The 20295-nt window shown below is 37.4% G+C and carries 15 protein-coding genes and 1 riboswitch; all 15 genes read left to right on the forward strand.

Going from position 1 to position 20295, the window contains the following annotated elements; genetic code table 11:
* Positions 1-816 precede the first annotated feature (816 nt).
* The gene (locus tag MKY45_RS11965; protein ID WP_193062144.1) at positions 817-1566 is read left to right on the forward strand and encodes a gluconate 2-dehydrogenase subunit 3 family protein; all 750 of its coding nucleotides are present in this window, start codon (positions 817-819) and stop codon (positions 1564-1566) included.
* 21 nt (positions 1567-1587) lie between these two features.
* Positions 1588-3327, forward strand: coding sequence for a GMC family oxidoreductase (locus MKY45_RS11970; RefSeq protein WP_341172974.1), 1740 nt, complete (start codon positions 1588-1590; stop codon positions 3325-3327).
* A gap of 27 nt (positions 3328-3354) precedes the next feature.
* Positions 3355-3558, forward strand: a complete 204-nt coding sequence (locus tag MKY45_RS11975; RefSeq protein ID WP_042534043.1) for a twin-arginine translocase TatA/TatE family subunit — start codon at positions 3355-3357, stop codon at positions 3556-3558.
* A 504-nt stretch (positions 3559-4062) separates the two neighbouring features.
* The gene (locus MKY45_RS11980; protein ID WP_212928200.1) at positions 4063-5109 is read left to right on the forward strand and encodes an NAD(P)/FAD-dependent oxidoreductase; all 1047 of its coding nucleotides are present in this window, start codon (positions 4063-4065) and stop codon (positions 5107-5109) included.
* 319 nt (positions 5110-5428) lie between these two features.
* Complete coding sequence (locus tag MKY45_RS11985) at positions 5429-6469, forward strand: NAD(P)-dependent alcohol dehydrogenase (RefSeq protein ID WP_289585140.1); 1041 nt, start codon at positions 5429-5431, stop codon at positions 6467-6469.
* Between the two features lie 150 nt (positions 6470-6619).
* A riboswitch (TPP riboswitch) is annotated at positions 6620-6722 on the forward strand.
* A 91-nt stretch (positions 6723-6813) separates the two neighbouring features.
* Positions 6814-7500, forward strand: coding sequence for a thiaminase II (gene tenA, locus MKY45_RS11990; protein ID WP_193062147.1), 687 nt, complete (start codon positions 6814-6816; stop codon positions 7498-7500).
* A 300-nt stretch (positions 7501-7800) separates the two neighbouring features.
* Positions 7801-8409 (forward strand): uridine kinase family protein, encoded by a 609-nt coding sequence (locus tag MKY45_RS11995; RefSeq protein WP_289585142.1) that lies wholly within the window; start codon positions 7801-7803, stop codon positions 8407-8409.
* Between the two features lie 745 nt (positions 8410-9154).
* A complete protein-coding gene (locus MKY45_RS12000) occupies positions 9155-9637 on the forward strand; it encodes a LysM peptidoglycan-binding domain-containing protein (protein WP_244882401.1) in 483 nt (160 codons plus the stop codon).
* 393 nt (positions 9638-10030) lie between these two features.
* Complete coding sequence (locus MKY45_RS12005; protein ID WP_341172975.1) at positions 10031-12646, forward strand: DEAD/DEAH box helicase family protein; 2616 nt, start codon at positions 10031-10033, stop codon at positions 12644-12646.
* Between the two features lie 116 nt (positions 12647-12762).
* Positions 12763-13125 carry a DUF2294 domain-containing protein gene (locus tag MKY45_RS12010; RefSeq protein WP_042534049.1) on the forward strand — a complete coding sequence of 121 codons (363 nt, stop codon included), beginning with the start codon at positions 12763-12765 and terminating at the stop codon, positions 13123-13125.
* 370 nt (positions 13126-13495) lie between these two features.
* Positions 13496-14527 (forward strand): NAD-dependent formate dehydrogenase, encoded by a 1032-nt coding sequence (locus MKY45_RS12015; protein WP_341172976.1) that lies wholly within the window; start codon positions 13496-13498, stop codon positions 14525-14527.
* A gap of 891 nt (positions 14528-15418) precedes the next feature.
* Positions 15419-16960: an IS21 family transposase gene (gene istA / locus MKY45_RS12020; RefSeq protein WP_341172802.1), complete on the forward strand. Its 1542-nt coding sequence runs from the start codon at positions 15419-15421 to the stop codon at positions 16958-16960.
* A complete protein-coding gene (istB, locus tag MKY45_RS12025) occupies positions 16957-17724 on the forward strand; it encodes an IS21-like element helper ATPase IstB (RefSeq protein WP_341172977.1) in 768 nt (255 codons plus the stop codon). The genes istA and istB overlap by 4 nt, the downstream gene beginning before the upstream one ends.
* 494 nt (positions 17725-18218) lie before the next feature.
* Positions 18219-19520: a neutral/alkaline non-lysosomal ceramidase N-terminal domain-containing protein gene (locus tag MKY45_RS12030; protein WP_193062151.1), complete on the forward strand. Its 1302-nt coding sequence runs from the start codon at positions 18219-18221 to the stop codon at positions 19518-19520.
* A 33-nt stretch (positions 19521-19553) separates the two neighbouring features.
* A complete protein-coding gene (locus MKY45_RS12035; RefSeq protein WP_042534052.1) occupies positions 19554-20294 on the forward strand; it encodes an SIS domain-containing protein in 741 nt (246 codons plus the stop codon).
* Position 20295: the final 1 nt, after the last annotated feature.

Here is a 20295-nt window from a genome sequence, read left to right on the forward strand (position 1 = left end):
CGGTAAATAATGTGCACCGACAAAGTTAACAGCTGCTTCCAATGGAGGGACGCTGTATCAATAGAAAGGAAATTGAAAAATAATACGATCATGATTTTCTACCAGCTTTTGTTCCTCTTGAACATCGATTTATTCCTTGGAATAAGCTCTATAAACATCGTGGAAAGTAACGTTAGGCTGCTTCTTTATTCTTCAATTAAATACTGGTTTCCACGAGATTTAGCCAAATTGGGGTGAAAAACGAATACTAATGTTTTCATTTTATACGAACACCTTCTATAAATCGCTTTATCAGCGCTTCATCGCAGCTGAAGTATTTTCCGGAAAATAAATCTATATTGCGTAGTTCAAACGATAAGTCTGTATTCATTTGGTTACTAAAATCATCGTAAATCCAAAGTTTCTTTTTTGAGAAGCAGGCACTTTAATTAAACATTGTTCCTTTTAAGAAACCAAATGGAGTAAAAGAAGTTATCTATATATTTAATTGAATTGACTGTTTAGAGATGACCTGATTGCCATAGAATATTAGAAATAACAACAAACCAATCTTCGTATTTTTTGACTTACAAGGTATATGACCATCAGAGAAAACATATAGATGTAATAACGAACTAAAAACTAGTGAAAGTATCAAAACGTATAGAGAGAACATAGAAAAATAAACTTGAAATAAAGAAAGGGTACGCAAAGCAGGAAGTTTTAGAACGTATCCAAAGCAGAATCATTCCTTTCCCATCCTGATAACTCACTCAAAATGAGTTTTTTTACATTCTAGTTGTAACATTTTAATTGTTTTAGAAAGGCGGGAGTAAAATGGCTGAAGAGTCAAAAGGTTCTAAGATGTCACGCAGAAAATTTGTAAAGAATTCCGGGTATGTAGCAGGAGGTCTTATCGGCGGCGGTTTGATAGGATCTGTGTTTGGAGCAAGCTTTGGTGGGAGCGGAACGAAACAGCCAGCTGCACCTACTGTAAAAGAAGAGGAGAATTTCAACCAGGCATTAATGTATTTCACAAGACATGCTGATTTTAATACGCTTGGTGCAGCGACGGAGCGTATATTTCCAGAAGATGATAATGGACCTGGCGCGTTAGCTCTTGGAGTTCCCTATTTTATTGATCATCAGTTAGCAGGAGCATATGGAAATAATGATAAAGAATATATGCAAGGTCCCTTTCGTAAGGGAACCCCTTTTCAAGGCTATCAGTCTGCATTAAAACGTCATGAAATCTTTATGCAGGGAATTCGTGCATTAGAGCAGGAAAGCCAAAATGATTATAAGGAGTCTTTTATAGATTTGGAAGGAGAACAGCAGGATAAAATATTGCAGAAATTTGAAAATGACGAAGTAAAATTAAAAGGGGTTGCGTCCTCTGAGTTTTTCAAAATGCTGCGTGCATCAACACTCGCAGGTGCTTATGCTGATCCTTTATATGGCGGGAATGATAAAATGCGCGGTTGGAAAATGAAGGAATATCCAGGCAGTCAAATGAGTTATACCGATAAAATTGAGGATGAAAGCTTTATAGAGATGGAACCAAAAGCATTAAACGATCATTTGTAATACGATGAGGAGGCTGTTGATATGGCAAAGAAATTGGACAAGGTAGATGTTGTCACTGTTGGGGTTGGCTGGACAGGCGGTATTATTGCCGCAGAGTTGACAAAGGAAGGATATAAAGTCGTTGGTCTGGAACGAGGCGGTGACAGAGGAACAGAAGATTTTCATATGGTTCATGATGAATACCGTTACGCTGTCCGTTATGGGCTGATGCAGGATACCTCGAAAGAAACCATCACATTTCGGAATAAACGGGATGAACATGCACTGCCCATGAGACAATTAGGTTCATTTCTTCTGGGAGAAGGTGTCGGCGGTGCTGGAGATCATTGGAATGGACATACGTGGCGTTTTTTGCCATATGACTTGGAAATCAAATCGGAAACAGATAAAAAATATGGAAAGGACAAGCTGAGCGACGATTATACATTACAGGACTGGGGCATCACTTATGATGAGCTAGAGCCTTATTTTTATAAATTTGAACAAACTACTGGCATCAGCGGAGAAGAGAATCCAATGGGAGCTCCTCGGAAGAACGATTATCCGACAGGCCCAATGAAAAGCACTCCCATCTTGGATCGCTTTAAAAAAGCTGCTAAGAATTTAAATCTTCATCCTATCCAGATGGCGTCCGCAAATTTATCGGAGGCATATGAAAATCCGGATGGGGAAACAATCAATGCTTGTCAGTATTGCGGTTTCTGTGAGAGATTTGGTTGTGAGTACGGAGCAAAGTCAAGCCCGAATATCACCGTTCTCCCTACTGCAAAAAAAACAGGAAACTTTGAATTGCGGCCTGACTCCAACGTGGTCGAGGTACTTCATAATAATGGGAAGGCAACCGGTGTCCGTTATGTCGATGTGCAAACGGGAGAGGAGTTTGAACAACCTGCAGATGTGGTCATTTTGACAAGCTATGTATTAAACAATACGCGTTTACTGCTTCAATCAGAAATTGGCAAGCCTTATAATCCGGAAACTGGAAAAGGCGTCATCGGGAAGAATTATTGCTATCAAATCGGGGGTGGCGCAACGGGCTTCTTTGAAAACGAGAAGTTTAACACTTTTATGGGAGCAGGCTCGCTTGGGGCTACCGTAGATGATTACAATGGAGATAATTTCGATCATAAAGCTTTAGATTTCATTCATGGCGGTTCCATATCAATTACACAAACAGGACGCCGGCCAATTGAAAGCAATCCAGTTCCTAAGGGCACGCCATCATGGGGTAAGGATTTTAAAGAGCAGTCACTGCATTATTTTAATCGATCTCTTTCTGTTGGTGCACAAGGAGCTTCCATGCCGCATCGCAACAATTATTTAAGCTTGGATGAAAACTATAAAGATGCATATGGTAATCCTTTATTGAAGTTAACGTACGATTTTACAGAGCAGGACCGGAACTTACATCGCTATCTTTCGGAAAAAGCCGGAGAGATTCTAAAAGAAATGGGTGCCGATCACGTGGACGTCAGAGAAATCAGCGAACATTATGATATCGTCCCATACCAGACAACCCATAATACGGGCGGTGTCATTATGGGTGCTGACCCAGAAACCTCTGCAGTAAATAACTATTCACAAATGTGGGAGGTCGATAATCTATTTGTTGTCGGTGCTTCTGCTTTCGCCCATAATGGCGGCTACAACCCGACTGGCACGGTAGGGGCACTGGCATATCGGGCTGCGGAAGGGATTATTAAATTTCTCGATGAGGGAGGCCAATTGGTCCAAGTGAGTAAAAACAGCCAGCATGTTTAATGATAGAATAAAAGAGGAGGGAACAGGATGGGGCTTTCCAATATCGGTATCCCAGGCTTGATTCTGATTATTATTCTGGCTTTGATCATTTTTGGTCCCCAAAAACTGCCTGAAATTGGTTCTGCCTTAGGGAAAACACTGACTTCATTTAAAAAATCAGCAGAAGGCATCATAAGTGATGAAGAAGCGAGTGAAACAAAGGAAATACCGAAAGTCAACAGAGAAGGTTGAAATCTTATGTTAATATTCTGCAATGCAATAAGCGTATCCGATGAATATGAGTTTGAGGTTTATTAGTATAGCTGTTTTCATAGAAAGAAATTTGAAGTCTTGTACTAAAAAAGAGAGCTGCACCGGCAGAATCCTTTAGGTACAAGACTTTTTTGCTGTGTATGAGATGACTTTTACCGGTTTTTTTAAGTAGCTTAATCAGGAACGAAAAGATAGAAATAAAAAAAGACACATTGACATTTATAATGATAATGATTATCATTATCATTAAATAGTAGGATTTCTTTATCTAGCGGTTTTGATGGGACGAGTAAACGCAGTCCCAGGTCCAACTAAGGCGTTCGCGAATTGAAGTAATTGAAGACATTTTTCATCTCCCAATTTGCGCATCATTCTAGATATTATCCAATATTTTAGCGTGTGTTTTTTATCGATCTGGTGTGAATCCTCACGAATATTAGAAAAAGAATACAGAAAATTTAACTTATGGAAGGTTGTTAGACGATGACAGAATGCAAAGATGTAACCATTATAGGCGGTGGCCCGGCTGGATTGTATGCGGCCTTTTATTGCGGGATGCGCGATCTATCTGCCCGCATTATCGAATTTAAACCAAACCTCGGAGGGAAGGTTCATATCTATCCTGAAAAAATGATTTGGGATATAGGAGGACTAACACCGATTACCGGCGCTCAATTGATAGAGCAAATGGAAGCGCAGGCACGTACATTTAACCCGGAAGTTATTTTAAATGAAAAAGTGGAAAAACTTGAAAAGAATATGGAAGATTGTTTTGTGGTGACAACCAATACAGGACATAAATACGTTAGCCGAACGGTTATTTTGGCAACTGGCGGAGGTATTCTGGAACCAATTAAATTGGATATAGAGGGAGCGGACCGTTTCGAGGTAAGCAATCTTCATTACACAGTACAGAGCCTTGACAGGTTTAAAGATAAGAAAGTGATTGTTTCCGGCGGAGGAGATACGGCCATTGACTGGGCTACCGAATTAGAGCCCATTGCGGAACAGGTATCATTGGTTTATCGAGGGGAGGAATTCAAAGCAATGGAAGCGCATATCGCTCATCTGGAAGCCTCCTCTGTCCATATCTATAAAAATACAAAAATAGAAAAATTGCTTGCAGACGAAGAAGGTCATCATGTCAAAGAAATCTTGACGAAAAACCAAAAAACCGGGGAAAAAGTTCGTTTTGAAGTGGACGATTTAATCATTAATCATGGATTTGACAGAGAGCTGAAATTTATTAAAGAAAGTCCGTTGAAAGTAGAACTTGAACAGGACTTTTTCGTAAAAGGATCCGGAAAAGCTGAAACGAACATAGCTGGTTTATATGCTGCCGGTGATATTCTTTCATTCGATGGAAAGGTGCACTTAATTGCCGGCGCGTACAATGATGCAGCGAATACAGTGAATCAAGCAAAGCTGTATATGAAGCCGGATGCCTATAATGAGATTTATGTCTCTTCTCACAACTCAAAATTTCATGAAAAAAACAGAAAGCTGCTTTCTCACTTGTATACGAAATAATAAGGCAGAAAATATGAATTTAAATGATACATGCCATCTTCTTATTGACACTATCTCGAACAAAGATAGTGTTTTAATTTTGGAGGAAATGGAATGCCTTACATTGAGAAGCTGTTCTAAGAAAATAGAGGAAGAGCTTATAGCACATTGTATTCTATAAAAAGAGAAAGATCGCACGTTTATTTATCGTATATCAACACGCATGTTACAATGAAGAATATGTTCTTAAAAAATTATAGCTCTCTATTTTTCCAAAATAGTATAGGATGACGTATTTATACGCTTGGCAAAACAATACATATCAAAGAGGTGTAGCGGAATGAAAAAGATGAAGGCAGCAGTTCTGAATAAGCCATTGGATATTGAGGTTAAGGAAATAAATATACCAGAACCAAAGGAAAATGAAGTATTAATCAAAGTGCAGTGTATCGGTGTATGCGGCTCTGATGTGCACTACTACGAACACGGAAAAATCGGGCGTTATGTCGTAGAAGAACAACTCATTTTAGGGCATGAATTAGCAGGAGATATTGTTAAAGCTGGCAGTCAGGTTGAGAATCTTGCGGCAGGCGACCGTGTAGCTGTCGAGCCGGGTGTGGTATGCGGAACTTGTGAATATTGTAAATCAGGCCGATACAATCTCTGCCCGGAAGTACAATTTATGGCAACTCCGCCAGTTGACGGAGCTTGGTCTGAATATGTCACGATTCGCAGTGATTTCGCCTTTAAAATACCGGATCAAATGAGCTATGAAGAAGGGGCTTTAATTGAACCGCTTTCTGTTGGCATTCATGCGATGCAGCGCGGAAAAGTTCATCCCAATGATAAAATGCTGATAACCGGTTTAGGACCTATTGGGCTGTTAGCGATCAAGGCAGCGAAAATATTCGGAGTGAACGAAATCTATTGCTCGGATGTGGTACCATATCGCAGAGAATTAGCGAAGAAATTTGGCGCGACAAAGGTATTTGATCCAACACAAGATAATATTCATGAGGAGATAGAAAAGGCAACAGCTGGCAGTGGTTTGGATATCGCCGTTGAAACTTCAGGTAATGGCCGGGCGGTTCAGGATGCACTGACGATTACGAAACGCGGAGGAAGGATTGTATTAGTTGGATTACCTGCATCCTCAGAAATACCTGTAGATATTACCCATATCGTCGATTCAGAATACGACATTCACGGTGTTTTTCGCTATGCAAACAGTTATCCGACAGCAATACAGGCAATTGGCAGTCAGGACCTTGGTCTCGAGGATGTAATTACCCATAAGTATCGTTTAGATAATATCAAAGAGGCTGTAGAAACCGCCGTAAATCAGAAGGATACTAGCATTAAGATAATGATTTATCCATGATAACGAGTGAAACACACTAGTTTTTTAAGCTTCTTGGAAACCTATTTTTTTAATAGATTTGATTATTTCTTTGCTGATTTTCTTATAAACAAAAAAGACTTGACTTAACAATTTGTTCTGCTACCATAATAGACAATCGAATACATTTCAATTTTCTGCTAGGGGCGCCGTAACGGCTGAGATAAATGTATATTTAGCACCCTTAGAACCTGATCTGGTTAAGGCCAGCGGAGGGAAGTAGAATAAGCAGACAACCATGCGCTATTTTTTCGTGTGTATGTTTTTGTATGCAGATGCTTCCTTCTACGAGTCTTTAGAAAAAAGATTAAAGGAGGATTTTTTTTATGAAATTTACGGATGAATTACGTGCTGCAACGAAGGAAAGCTGGGAGCAAAGTTTACATCACCCATTTGTGCAAGGAATCGTGAAAGGAGATTTGCCGCTAGAAACATTTAAGTATTATATTTTACAAGATATTTACTATTTAAAACATTACGGTAAGATCCACGCGATTGCAGCATCCCAGGCCGAAGATTTTAAGCTGACTGCTCTTTTAGCTGATAAAGCGCGCTTTACAGCAGAGGCTGAACTGACCGTGCATAATGAGCACGCTGAGATTTTAAATATTACACAAGCAGATTTAGATAACTTCAAACCAGCGCCAACTGCGTATGCCTATACTTCGCATTTGTATCGAGCAAGCCTGTCTGGAAATCTAGCACATACTGTGGCTGCCATACTGCCATGCTATTGGTTATATGCGGACATCGGAAAAGTGAATGAAAATGCCACTCCAGAGCCGGAAATTTATCGTAACTGGATTAAAATGTATGCGAGTGACTGGTTTCAAGATTCAACTACCGAAATGATTAATTTACTAAACACTTTAGTTGAAGATATGAATGATAAGGAAAAAGAGAAGGTAAAAGAACAATTTATTATCGCAAAAGAATACGAACTCCATTTCTGGGAAATGTCCTACAATCTTGAAGGCTGGCTTTCAGAAAGTAAAAAAGTGAACAGTCGTTAAGAAGAAACAGAACGGCTTCCAATTTCTTAATGGGTTCGGTTTATTCGTTCCATGTTAAAGAACTCTCATTTATCTGAGGGTTCTTTTTTTGGACTGGAAGGGAAAAGTATTTATTATACCAACTACGCAATTTTGTTAAAAACACGATGCAGCTAATTTACTTGTGATACAATTTTCGTAATGGCAAGAAGCAAACAAGCCGAAAGCCGGAAATTTAGTTTAATAAGCATTTATTCCAAAGAAATGAATACTTGTAGATAGTGAATTTAATCTTGTGTCTGACACGGAGAAGGGATAATCGTGAAAAACACTCAAGTAACAAGAAAAGCTTCCGAGCAAATCGTATCCGCTATAAATGGATACCTGAAAGGACGAATCAGCCCCTTAGTGGTGGCTTTGGACGGGGGGAGCGGTGCAGGAAAATCTACGCTGGCTGCTGAGGTTGCTTCACACGTAGGAGCAACTGTTATTCAGTGTGATGCGTTTTTCGACGCGACGATTACAGACGAGAAATGGAATACTTCTACATCGGAATGGAAATGTCCCAGATGTATTGACTGGCAACGTCTGCATAAAGAAGCATTGTTACCGCTTATAGCGGGGGAAAGCGTTCAATATCATCCTTTTTCTTTTTCAGCTGAAAGCGGTCTGGCCTCATCCTCCATAACGAAAGAGCCCTCAAAGGTCATTATTCTTGATGGAATTTATAGCTCGCTGCCCGAATTTTCTGATGTTGTTGATTTGAAGATTCTAGTGGATGTATTACCAGAGGTTCGCCGTTATCGGCATAATGTAAGAGAGGGGCATGCGGATGAGGCTTGGCATAAGCAATGGGATCCTGCAGAGGACTACTATTTCTCCGTTTTGTGCCCGCCGGCATCATTTGATTTAATCGTCGTGAACGGGTAAGGCACCTCTTAAATGGAATGATTCCATTCCCTAAATTAAATAATATTGTAATTATGTATTGACAATTAAAGTGATAATGATTATCATTATCAATAAGGAATAAGGTTTCTCTATCAAATTGTTCTGTGAATAAATCAGATGACTCATTGTGTTACCCCCCATCCAACATATTAGAGACTTGATAGAGATTCCTTCTCTTTTTTACAGGCTGTTTTTTGGAAGGTGCCATAGGCTTACATAATAAACACGCAATTTCTTTTTCCAACGACAGATTACTTAGTACGCTTATACATAGAATATAATTGGACAAGAAGGAAAATGGGATAAAATCATTGCCTTCATTATTTTAAAATTAAAAGAGGAAGATAAGACGGAGGGAAGAATAATTTAACAGATTACCATACAACTATAAATTACGCACTAAAAGCGTATGATACTGTTATTAGCCTGCGATAAATAATTCGAGAGTTGTGAATTATTTATCGTTTTTATCACTTCGTTATGCGAAAAAGTAATTCATTGATTGGATGTTTTTACGCAAGAACTTCACCAGCATGCTCATCTATGGAAAATAATCAATAGAATAAAATATATTTCTATTTTTTCATTTTTATTACAATTAGATTAAATAGATAGAATTTGAGTTTATAAGCTAAGAAGTGGGGTAGATAGTTACTATCATATTGGAGAGGAAGGTGTTATTATCAAGTATATTTTTTCAATTTTTCTTGCTTTGGCTGGATTCGTGCTCTTTACTGGGGCGGCAGCAGCTGAGCAGCAGCATGAAGTGCAACCGGGAGATAATGTCTATCGTATCGCACAAAACTATCAAGTAGATGTCAATGCGCTTATTGCAGCAAATCCATCCATATCGGATGCTGCATATATTGAAGCTGGGCAAACAGTAACAATACCAGATCAAAACGGAGCCTCTTTTACAGTGACAGCTTATACAGCTGGTCCAGAATCTACTGGTAAAGAACCTGGTGATCCAGCCTATGGTATCACAGCATCTGGTGAGGAAGTAGAAGAAGGAAGGACCATTGCATGTCCGCAATCGCTTCCTTTTGGCACGAAAATACATATCCCGGAGCAGGATGAAACTTACGTGTGCGAAGACAGGGGTAGTGCTATTACAAATGGCCATCTGGATATTTATAAGGAAGACTTAGACGATGCATTGGAATTTGGAGTACAAGAACTTCAAGCTAAAGTGTGGACCTATTAAGTATAGGGACTAGATGACAGATTTACTTTATGTTAAAAACCTTATCGCGATTTAACGCAAAGAAAGCAACCACCTATGAATCTTCTGTAGGCTGGTTGCTTTTTCGTATATAAGAATATGTTATAAGTTATTATATTAAGCTATGAAAACACGTATTAACATTCGTATAACTAGTCATTAAATAAGCAAAAATACCAAAATAGATACGAACAAAGAATAGTAAATGATTACTCAATATTGCAGCAATAGACAGATTCTCCACTTGAATCGTATAATGTGAATAAAAAGATGTGACAGAGGGATAAACGATGGAAATGCCAATTATAAGCGTATCTCCTTTCACTGATCATGATGATAATATAGAATAGAGAGCAAGGAAATGAGGAGACAGATATGGAGAGCTTCCCTGAGCGAATACAGTTTAAATATTCATGGAGATCTTATCAACAAGCTATCATAGATGATATGGACACCTATCTGAATAAACGTCATTTACATTTAGTAGCTCCTCCAGGTTCAGGAAAAACAGTTATCGGATTGGAGATGATGCTGCGTTTTAATCAGCCTGCATTAATACTGGCACCGACTATCGCCATCCGCGACCAATGGGTGGCCCGTTTTGTAGAATTATTTGATCAGAGCGGTAATCAGCCGGAATGGATGACAACAGATTTAAAGGAAAAGGCTTTGGTTACAGTTGCAACCTATCAAGGGTTTCATCAATGGATGACTGGTCAGGAGGAAGAAGTACAGGAAAAGCTTGCTTCTTATGTAAAGACATTGGTACTGGACGAGGCACATCATTTACGCACTGCATGGTGGCGTTCTGCTGTTTCTTTTAGAAAAAATCTTACTAACCCAGCTATTGTTGCTTTGACAGCTACTCCGCCATATGATGTATCCATCCAGGAATGGAACCGCTATTTGGAGCTGTGCGGCGAGATTGATGCTGAAATAAGCATAGCAGAGCTGGTACGAGAAGCAGAGCTCGCTCCGTTTCAAGATTATGTCTGGATATCCGACCCCCTCCATGAGGAGCAGGAGGAGATCAACCAATTTCGAAGTCAGGTCATAGCATTTCAACAATCCATACGTCACAACACAGCACTTATTAATAAAATAGAAGCACATCCATGGATCACCGATCCGGATACATATGCAGAAGAAATTCTGTCGGAGCCGGCTTATTTGTCCAGTATGCTTATTTTCTTAAAGGAAGTGGAAAGTACTGCCTGGACAAAGCCGCTTCCGATAATGGGCTTGAAGAAAAAACAAATTCCGGAGTGGAGTTTGGAATGGCTGGAACTCATGCTGACTCATCTTCTATATAAAGATAAGCATATGGATCAAGAGGAGCCGGTACAAAAAGAAATACAGTCTTATCTTCAACGCCTCGGAGCTGTTGAAAAGCGCAGGGTGGTCTTAACAGCGAATGATCGAATCAACCGTTTACTGGTGCAGAGCCCGTCGAAATTAAACAGCATCCAGCAAGTGACAGCCTTTGAGGCACAGGAATTAGGAACAGAGCTGCGCCAGGTTATTCTTACAGATTATATTAGACGAGAAGATTTGCCTAAGAAAGCAGAAGATGAGCAGGATCTCCGGCGTTTGGGAGCTATACCTGTTTTTGAACAATTGCGCCGCAGGGAATTGGATGTCTTGCTTGGGGTTTTAACTGGATCGATTGTTATTATTCCCAAAAAGGTATTGGCAGCCTGTGAAGATTTAGCCGAACAATGGGATGTTGCTATAACAGCAGCGGAACTGTCCTATGATGCATCTTATGTAGAAATCACTATCAATACCAGTGCACGGCATCGAATGGTGCAAATGATGACAAAATTATTTGAACGTGGCGAAATCACTGTATTAATTGGTACAGCTGCATTACTTGGAGAAGGCTGGGATGCACCGTTTATTAATTCATTAGTCCTTGCTTCTTATGTTGGTTCTTTTATGCTGTCCAATCAGATGCGAGGAAGAGCCATTCGTGTAGAGAAAAACAATCCGCAAAAAACAGCCAATATATGGCATCTTGTTTGCTTGGATGCTACCAATTCAGAAGGCGGGGAGGATTATCTTGCATTGAAAAGACGTTTTAAGGCCTTGATTGGTCTAGGGCATCAGAAGAATGTGATTCAAACAGGGATTGGTCGACTATCATTGGCCGAACCTCCCTTTTACAGCATCGATAAGGAACAGTCCAACCGGCAGATGTGTGATTTGGCGAGGGAGAGAGGGCAGCTTTTCCAGCGCTGGAAGTCGGCAGTTGAAATAGATGGGACATTAAAGGAAGAGGTGTCTACCCAAAAACAGCAGTTGCCGCGTCCATTTTTATTTACGAATACCATCAAGGCTTTGATTCTCGCGATACTTTCTATCATTTTTTTCTTTGTAGATAATGTACTTGGTGAAATAACGAATTTCCGCATTCTGGAAGATAATTTTCGTGCTTTTTTATGGGTGGTTGTTATTATTATAGCTATTTCTCTTATCATTGCTTCCCCATTCATTTGGAGATTACTTAAAATCTTATTTCGTAATATTAGTGTCGAGAAAAGCATGAGTGAAGTTGGAACTATCGTATATCAGGCCTTATTTGAGTCAAGTTGGATAGAGACAAAGCCAACTGTTTCCCTCATTCAGACAGAAGAAGAAAATGGCGTCATTACTTGCTGGTTAGAGAATGCCCCCATCTATGAACAAAAAATATATGTGGAGGCATTGCGCGAGGTACTGGATCCACTTGAGAGTCCCAGATATATAGTTGTCCGAAAACAGCGGACATTATGGTGGAACCGTATCGATTACCATGCTGTTCCTGCGATACTGGCACAAAATAAGGAAATGGCAGAACTTTTCCTGGCTTGTTGGGAAAAGCACTTAGGTAAAGCGGAACTGGTATATACGAGAACTCCGGAGGGAAGGCAAGTATTGCTTCAAGCGAGAGCAAAAGCCATGTCTGCGCAGTTTGTATCTAAATCGGAGCAAATATCCGTATGGAAGTAGCGGGGGCTAAAGATAATTTTTAATCTAGTGTTTCGGCTTAATTTGATTAATGTAAAAAAAGTGGTATAATTATTTTTGAGATTAGATTAATACTATTTATGAAAGAGGATTTATACATGTCCACAACTATTCATAAAGTCGAACAGCAGTTTGCCAATCTAGTTCGGTCCTATCGTAAACAGCATATCGGAAAAGGCCCCGAGAAAATAAAAGTCTCATTTCATGGTACCTGGGCTATTGCTTATATGAATGGGAGCCTTAGTCCTGTAGAAAAGTTTATCGCTCAAACCGAGGAAGGGCATACAATGATCTGGCAAGCCAGGACACAAATGGTGAAGCAACTGTATGAAAAAGTACGGCCTTCAGATTTAGAAGAATTAGTTGGTGCAAAATTTTTAAAACTATTTGCGGATATTAATGTGGAAGATGATGAAGCTATTTCAATATTTATATTTGACAAACCAATAGATAGACTGTAAAGCTATTACACTATTTTAGGTAGCTTAGCCAATGGTACATAGGTGCTGATTACTAACTACGGTCATGATATTGATATCCAGCTATGTTATCAAATAAATAAATTGTTTCGGTTTGTATCCGATTAATGCTTGAGAACAAAATTGCTTATTGTTGTTAAATAACTTGAATTTAATATAGAAATAAATGGCGGATTGGTCTATGGTACCTTATGTGCTAATTACTAACCACTATCTTGTAAAATCGCTTTCGATTTTTATAAGATGGTGGTTTTTTCTATATAAAGGGGGTGTTATATGGAGAGCTAAAGTAAATAAAAAGACCCTGAAGAGAGAAGTAAGAAAATTTATAATGAAAAGGAGCAGGATTATAATGAAAATCGTTGCATTATTTCCAGCGTCAACAGGTTCTTCACAACTTCTAACTAAAGAGGCATCTTTAGGCTTAAGAGATTTTCTGAACGGCACAGAAGATGAGTTAGTATTGATAACTGATGATAAAGAAATCGATCAACATATTGAAGATATGGATGTTGTTATATCATCTCCTTTTTTACCGGCGTATATTACAAAAGAACGTGTCGAAAAAGCAAAAAATCTTAAACTGGCAATTACTGCAGGAATTGGTTCTGACCATGTCGATATAGAAGCAGCAGCAGAAAAAGGGATTACGGTAGCCGAGGTAACTGGCAGTAATAACGAAAGTGTTGCGGAGCAAAATGTAATGGAAACATTGCTGCTCTTAAGAAATTATGAAGAGGGGCACAGGCAAGCGGAAGAAGGTGAATGGGATCTGCCAAGAGTAGGTTCTGGTGCCAATGAGCTATTAAATAAAAAAGTCGGCATTTTTGGCTTTGGCCGAATTGGTCAATTAACAGCAGAACGATTAAAAGCTTTTAATGTAGAATTGCAATATAATGATCCGTTTAGAAAGAAAGATGCAGAAGAAAGAATCGGAGTCGAATATGTTACGTTCGATGAACTAATTAAAAGCTCTGACGTAGTGATTATTCAATCACCTTTAACTGCAGATACTGAGAATAAATTCGACCAGGAAATAATAAGTCAAATGAAAGAAAATGCTGTACTTGTTAACTGTGCTCGCGGTGCAATTGTAGATAAAAATGCAATTGTTCACGCGGTCAATGATGGTCGTATCAGATATGGCGGCGATGTTTGGTATCCACAACCAGCTCCAGTAGATCATCCATGGCGTTCTCTTAAACAAACAGGATTAACAGTACACTATTCTGGTATGACCGTAGAGGCGCAGGAAAGAATTCAAAAAGGCGTTATCGAGATGTTAACGAATTTAATGGAGAATACACCAATAAGAGATGAATATATTATTGTAGACAAAAATAAAGTTTCCCACCAAAGTTATCAGACAAACAAAAATAAATAAGCGCATTAGCGTAAATGTATGTCTCTCATTTTAGGAAAGAAGCTAAACTCTACAGTTTTACAGAGATAATTTAAAAGAAATCTCTAACTAATTTAGATTAATAACAGCAAAATATATTTCTAAAAAATTAGAAAAAATAGCAGGCAAAGTTGCTTATCAGTGATTTTGCCTGCTATTTTTTAGGTAGCTATAAACCTCGGCAAAAACAGAAAAGTGATTCTTTTTATATGATATAAAAATATAAAAGTGAACCATGTTATACAGATTAGTAAATTATATTTGAAGCATTTAATATAGTTTACTAACACAAAAGAATCTCTCTTAATTTAAGTTGAACTTTTTTCGTTTTATAGTTGAATACTCGCAGCATATATAGACCGTTTATTACAAAGAATACAATCGCCTTTAAAACAAATAAAATATAGAAGTGCCAACGTCACTACAACAAGCTGCCTTATTTGCTATTTTAGAAAAGTTTAATCTAGAGGCTCGTTGATTATATTCGAATTTGGCTCCTAGTCCATAGATTCGGTTTCATTTATCAAATGGATTTAACAGTTGAAAATGGAATATATGTTTTATGAAGATTATGCGCTTTATTCCTATATCGACTACTATATCTTTAGAGAAATTGTAGTCATAGTTCGTCTGACAGGGATAAGGTGTAACTGCTAAACTAAAGTAGACCATTATTGCTTGATAAGAATGAACACTTTTCTTGGGGGATAGGCATGTAACAGGCTGTTGCCCCGTAGGGGCGGCAGCCTGTTACATGCTCGCCGTTCCGTCAGGTACCAACTAATTATTGCAATCTTTCATTTACTGTATAATACATGTTTGTACGATACAGAAATGGGAGGAGTAAGAAAGGTGGAAACATGGAAAGTGTATATGGAAATCTATCAACTAAAACAAGAAGGATTTAAAATACGGAGAATAGCTAGAAAACTAGGTATATCAAGAACAACAGTATATAAATACCTTGAAAAGTCCCCTCAGGAAATGGCGGAGTGGGTAGCTTCCACACAGACAAGAAAGAAGAAATTAGATGCCTACGAATTACTTATTCATACTTGGCTAACAGAACATCCAGATCTTTCTAGTGCTCAAGTTCATGATTGGTTAAAAGAAAGGTTTCCAACTCTATGTGTTGGAGAAAGTACCGTTCGTAGTTATGTCAAAGCACTCCGGGAAAAATATCATATTCCAAAGACAGAAATGAAGCGTGTCTATCAAGCTATTCCAGATCCACCAATGGGGCAGCAAGCCCAAGTAGATTTTGGTCAGACGATACAGAAAACATCCCAGGGAAAGGAAAAGAAATTATATTTTATTAGTTTCGTGCTTTCGCACTCTCGTTATAAATACGTTGCGTGGCTCTCCCGTCCTTTTACAACAAAAGATATGATTCAAGCTCACGAAGATGCTTTTCAGTATTTTGGAGGAATTCCATATGAGTTAGCTTATGATCAAGATTCCCTTATCGTAGTAAGTGAAAATGAAGGTGATCTCATCCTTACCAGTGAATTTCAAGCATACAGGGAAGAAAGAAAATTAAAGCTCTTTGTATGTAGAAAAGCTGATCCAGAAAGTAAAGGGAAGATTGAAAATGTCGTAGGATTTGTGAAGAAGAATTTTGCGAAGAACCGCGTATTTCACCATATAGATAAATGGAATGAATCCTGTTTAGCATGGCTGATTCGAACGGGAAACGGAAAAGTGCATAATACAACAAAAAAAAGACCAGTCGAAGTGTTTGCCCTAGAAAAACAACACTTAAGACCAGTCAACAAAAAAATTTCAATTTCAAATATCGATAATAGTATAACAAGAAATGTTCGTAAGGACAATACTATTATCTATCAATCGAATCGGTATTCGGTACCACTTGGTACATATAAAAAAGATAAAGAAGTTTTTATTGAAATAAGCGATCAAAACGAATTAATAATACGTGAAGAATCGAATGGAGCAATCATTGCCAAACACACATTAAGTATAGAGAAAGGGAAATTGATTCAAGATTCTCAACATACCAGAGACCGTTCTAAAGGAATAGCTGCCTATATAGAAACGGTATCGACGTACTTTGATGATAAGGAAATGGCTTCTGATTTCCTTCAGGAAATTCACCAAAGATATCCTCGTTATATACGAGATCAATTATCTCTTATTTTAAAGGTATCTAAAACAGTAACAAGAGAACGAAGGAACCAAGCTTTAGAAGAATGTGTCGCACGCAAAATATATAGTGCAACAGAGTTTAGAGATGTCGTAGAGTTTATCCAAAGACAAACGGATTCTCATCAAAGGCCTCCGCAAATAGAAGCTATCAAAACATTGCATGGTATGGATGATACGCTGCTTCAAATCAAGCCAAAAACAAGAGAATTGGATTCTTATATAGAGTTATTGAAAGGAGCAACGGTATGAGTCATTCAATAGAAGAAATACAACAACAGTTTCGATCGTTGAGACTCACAGAGACGGCAAATTATTTGCCATCTCTGATTCAACAAGCAGAGTCAGAAGATTGGACATATCAAGTACTTTTGAAACAATTGACTGGATATGAATTAAAACGTAGGGATGAAAAATTAATCGAAAAACGATTAAAATGGGCTGCATTCCCTTCCTATAAGACGTTGGAGGACTTTCATTATGAGCAGCAATCACTCAGCAAAAGACAAGTAAATCAATTAAAGGAGTTTACCTGGCTAGATCAACTCTATAATTTAATCGTTTTAGGACTGCCAGGTGTAGGTAAAACACATTTAGCTACAGGGCTGGGCATAGAAGCCATACAAAAAGGATATAAAGTCTCTTTTATTTCCATGGGGCAACTGATTCAAACATTAAAAACAGAAGAAGTTACTAGAAAGTCACAAACGAGAATGAAACGAATTCGTTCCTCTCATTTAGTGATTATTGATGATTTAATGTTTATGGCAATGGATACACGTGAAGCGAATTTATTTTTCCATCTTATTAATGACCTTTATGATAAGGCTTCAATTATATTAACTTCTAATAAAGGACCAAATGAATGGGGAGAATTACTAGGTGATCCAGGGATTACAACGGCTATCCTAGATAGAATTTTACATCGAGCTGAAGTTATTCATTTTCATGATGATGATAGTTATCGAATGAAACACCGTTCTTCCATTTTTATGGAAGAAAGTGTCCAAATTTAATTAGCAAAAAGTGTTCATTTCTACTTGACGCTCACATAAGGTCGTATACCCAGGAGCAGCGCTAATAAAATGAGATAAGAGACCTCATTTTATTGGCGCTTTTTTGTAAAGCTATCGATCCACGTTTTGTAGCTTTTAAAGTGAATGGCGAGTCAGCGCTGCGATATTTACTAACTACCTCCCTCATCACATAATTTCAGTATTTGTCGATATACAACATAAAATCTCTTATAATTTATCATGTTATGCTTATAAGCCTATAAATGCATTAAACAGGTGAAATACACTGTATTTGGCGGCAAAAAAAGATCGCAAGACTAGTATATATTTAATGCATATACTATTGAAAATTAGTATCAAATATCACTAAGATGTCTGCTTTATGTTCGTAATTGGAACTATATGTAAATTATTTGTAATTATTTAACCATTGAATATCATGTATTTATAACATATTATAATAGGTGATGTTCGGTTATTAAGGAGGAATATTAATGGTAATTCGATATGGTTTTTCAGAAAAGAAAATTAATTATATTAAAGTTAAGGGGTTAAGCGGTTATTATCCTGTTAGAGAGTGTAAAGGAGAACACGATCCATTATTTGTTAAAACTCATACATTTTTTGATGAATCCAATCATCATTACTTATTTTTCATATCACTTGATGTGATAGGTATTGACAGTACATTACGCTATAAAGTTAAAAAAATAATTAAAGAAAATGTCTTAACTGATTCTCATAAATTCGACTTGTTTCTTTTTGCAACACATACCCATTCGGGCCCCAGTGGAATGATTAATACAAATAAAAAAATAAAGAGTGGTTTAACAGGGATTTTTGGAGACTATGATAGCTACATGGAAGAGCATCTTATTTTATTAATAACTGAATCAATAGTATTGAGTAAATATAAAATGAAAACTTTTAATTACAGTATCAGTAAAACGAATATTCATAAAGTTGCTACGAATAGACATCAACCTTCGAAAAAGATAGATCAAATAATGACCGTATTTGAAATTATTACTGATACAAGCAAAACAGCTATAGTTAATTATTCATGTCACCCTACTGTTTTGTCTTCTAGTAATTATTTAATTTCAGCAGATTTTCTATCTGGTTTTTATGAAAAAATGAACGAGTCTTTTGATTTAGTAAGTTTTATCAATGGAAGCAGTGCAAATATTAGTACACGGTTTACAAGAGAAAAACAAAGTTTCAGCCAATCTAGATTTTTTAGTAATTCACTATATGGCCAGTTTATAAGAGAGAAAGAGTACTTAAAAGAAAAAGAAACATTAGAACGAATTTCTTTTGTCGAAAAATCAATAAGATTAAAAACTAAAGATGTAAGTAATATTTCTAAGAGAGAGGAACAAATTTCTATAGAGGAATTAAAATGGAAGTTAAAAGAGGAAAATAGTGTAGAAGAAAGCAGATTAATTGAAGTAGAAATTGAAGGAAAGCGTGCCACTATTAAAATGAAAGACACCTTAAATGATATTTCTTCAATTAAAGTTCCTTTTTGGATAGGCCTATTAGATAGTCAATTAATTGTCTTTATACCCGGAGAAATAACTTCTAACTTAACAGAGAAATTGAGAAGCAAATATCAAGCTTTAATTTTTAGTCTTACAAATGATTATTTATTTTACTTTGCAGAAAAGGATTTATATAAAACTGATATGTACGAGGCTCAAAGTAGTTTCTTTAAAGTAGGCGAGGCGGAGAAATTAATTAATAAAATCGAAGAACATATTAAATCCTTTACTTGTTATAACATGTTGTGTTAATATGAATTCATAATAATAAAAGGTGGAGATCAAATGACTACTAAAACAGAAGTTAAAAAGTTTTTGAATTATTTGAGCAATACATGGGAGCAAGTTGTGCAAAATGAAGAAAAATCAATTGATAAGGCTACAGAGTTAATTTTTGATAGTTGTAAAGATGGCGGTCGTTTTTATATTTTTGGATCAGGTCACTCCCATATGGTAGCAGAGGAAATTTATATTAGGGCAGGAGGACTAGCTTATGTGAAAGGTATTCTCCCACCTGAAGTAATGTTGCATCAAATGCCAAATAAAAGCACTTATATGGAACGATTAGATGGATATGCCAAGAATATGTTATCTCTTTATAAAGTTGAAGCCGGGGATTCAATTATGGTCGTTTCTAATTCAGGAAGAAATAATATACCAGTTGAAATGTGTATTGAAGCTAAAAAGCTGGGAGCAAATGTGATTGCTTTGACGTCTATGGAGCATACCCAATCAGTTTCTTCCCGGCATGAGTCAGGGAAAAATATCTATGAAATTGCTGATGTCACTATTGATAATCATGCTCCAAAAGGAGATGCAGCTTATCGAATAGAAGGAGTAGAAGCAGATTTAGGGCCTACATCTGATTTTACAGGAATTGGAATTGCGCAATCGGTTATTATTGGTGTAATTTCACGCCTAAAAGAAGCAGAGTTAGAAATACCTGTATTTAAGAGTTCAAATTTAGATGGTGCTGATGAATACAATGATAGACTCTTTAACCAATACTACGGTTATTGGAAATAAT

Source organism: Oceanobacillus sp. FSL K6-0251 (genome assembly GCF_038004725.1).
In the GTDB taxonomy this organism is placed as follows: Bacteria; Bacillota; Bacilli; order Bacillales; family Amphibacillaceae; genus Oceanobacillus; species Oceanobacillus oncorhynchi.

Coding starts and splice junctions, on each gene's coding strand:
- MKY45_RS11975 (WP_042534043.1), top strand. CDS start 3,355: ATGGGGCTTTCCAATATCGGTATCCCAGGCTTGATTCTGATTATTATT.
- MKY45_RS11965 (WP_193062144.1), top strand. CDS start 817: ATGGCTGAAGAGTCAAAAGGTTCTAAGATGTCACGCAGAAAATTTGTA.
- MKY45_RS12015 (WP_341172976.1), top strand. CDS start 13,496: ATGAAAATCGTTGCATTATTTCCAGCGTCAACAGGTTCTTCACAACTT.
- MKY45_RS12010 (WP_042534049.1), top strand. CDS start 12,763: ATGTCCACAACTATTCATAAAGTCGAACAGCAGTTTGCCAATCTAGTT.
- MKY45_RS12030 (WP_193062151.1), top strand. CDS start 18,219: ATGGTAATTCGATATGGTTTTTCAGAAAAGAAAATTAATTATATTAAA.
- MKY45_RS12005 (WP_341172975.1), top strand. CDS start 10,031: ATGGAGAGCTTCCCTGAGCGAATACAGTTTAAATATTCATGGAGATCT.
- tenA (WP_193062147.1), top strand. CDS start 6,814: ATGAAATTTACGGATGAATTACGTGCTGCAACGAAGGAAAGCTGGGAG.
- MKY45_RS11985 (WP_289585140.1), top strand. CDS start 5,429: ATGAAAAAGATGAAGGCAGCAGTTCTGAATAAGCCATTGGATATTGAG.
- MKY45_RS11970 (WP_341172974.1), top strand. CDS start 1,588: ATGGCAAAGAAATTGGACAAGGTAGATGTTGTCACTGTTGGGGTTGGC.
- MKY45_RS12035 (WP_042534052.1), top strand. CDS start 19,554: ATGACTACTAAAACAGAAGTTAAAAAGTTTTTGAATTATTTGAGCAAT.
- istB (WP_341172977.1), top strand. CDS start 16,957: ATGAGTCATTCAATAGAAGAAATACAACAACAGTTTCGATCGTTGAGA.
- istA (WP_341172802.1), top strand. CDS start 15,419: ATGGAAATCTATCAACTAAAACAAGAAGGATTTAAAATACGGAGAATA.
- MKY45_RS11980 (WP_212928200.1), top strand. CDS start 4,063: ATGACAGAATGCAAAGATGTAACCATTATAGGCGGTGGCCCGGCTGGA.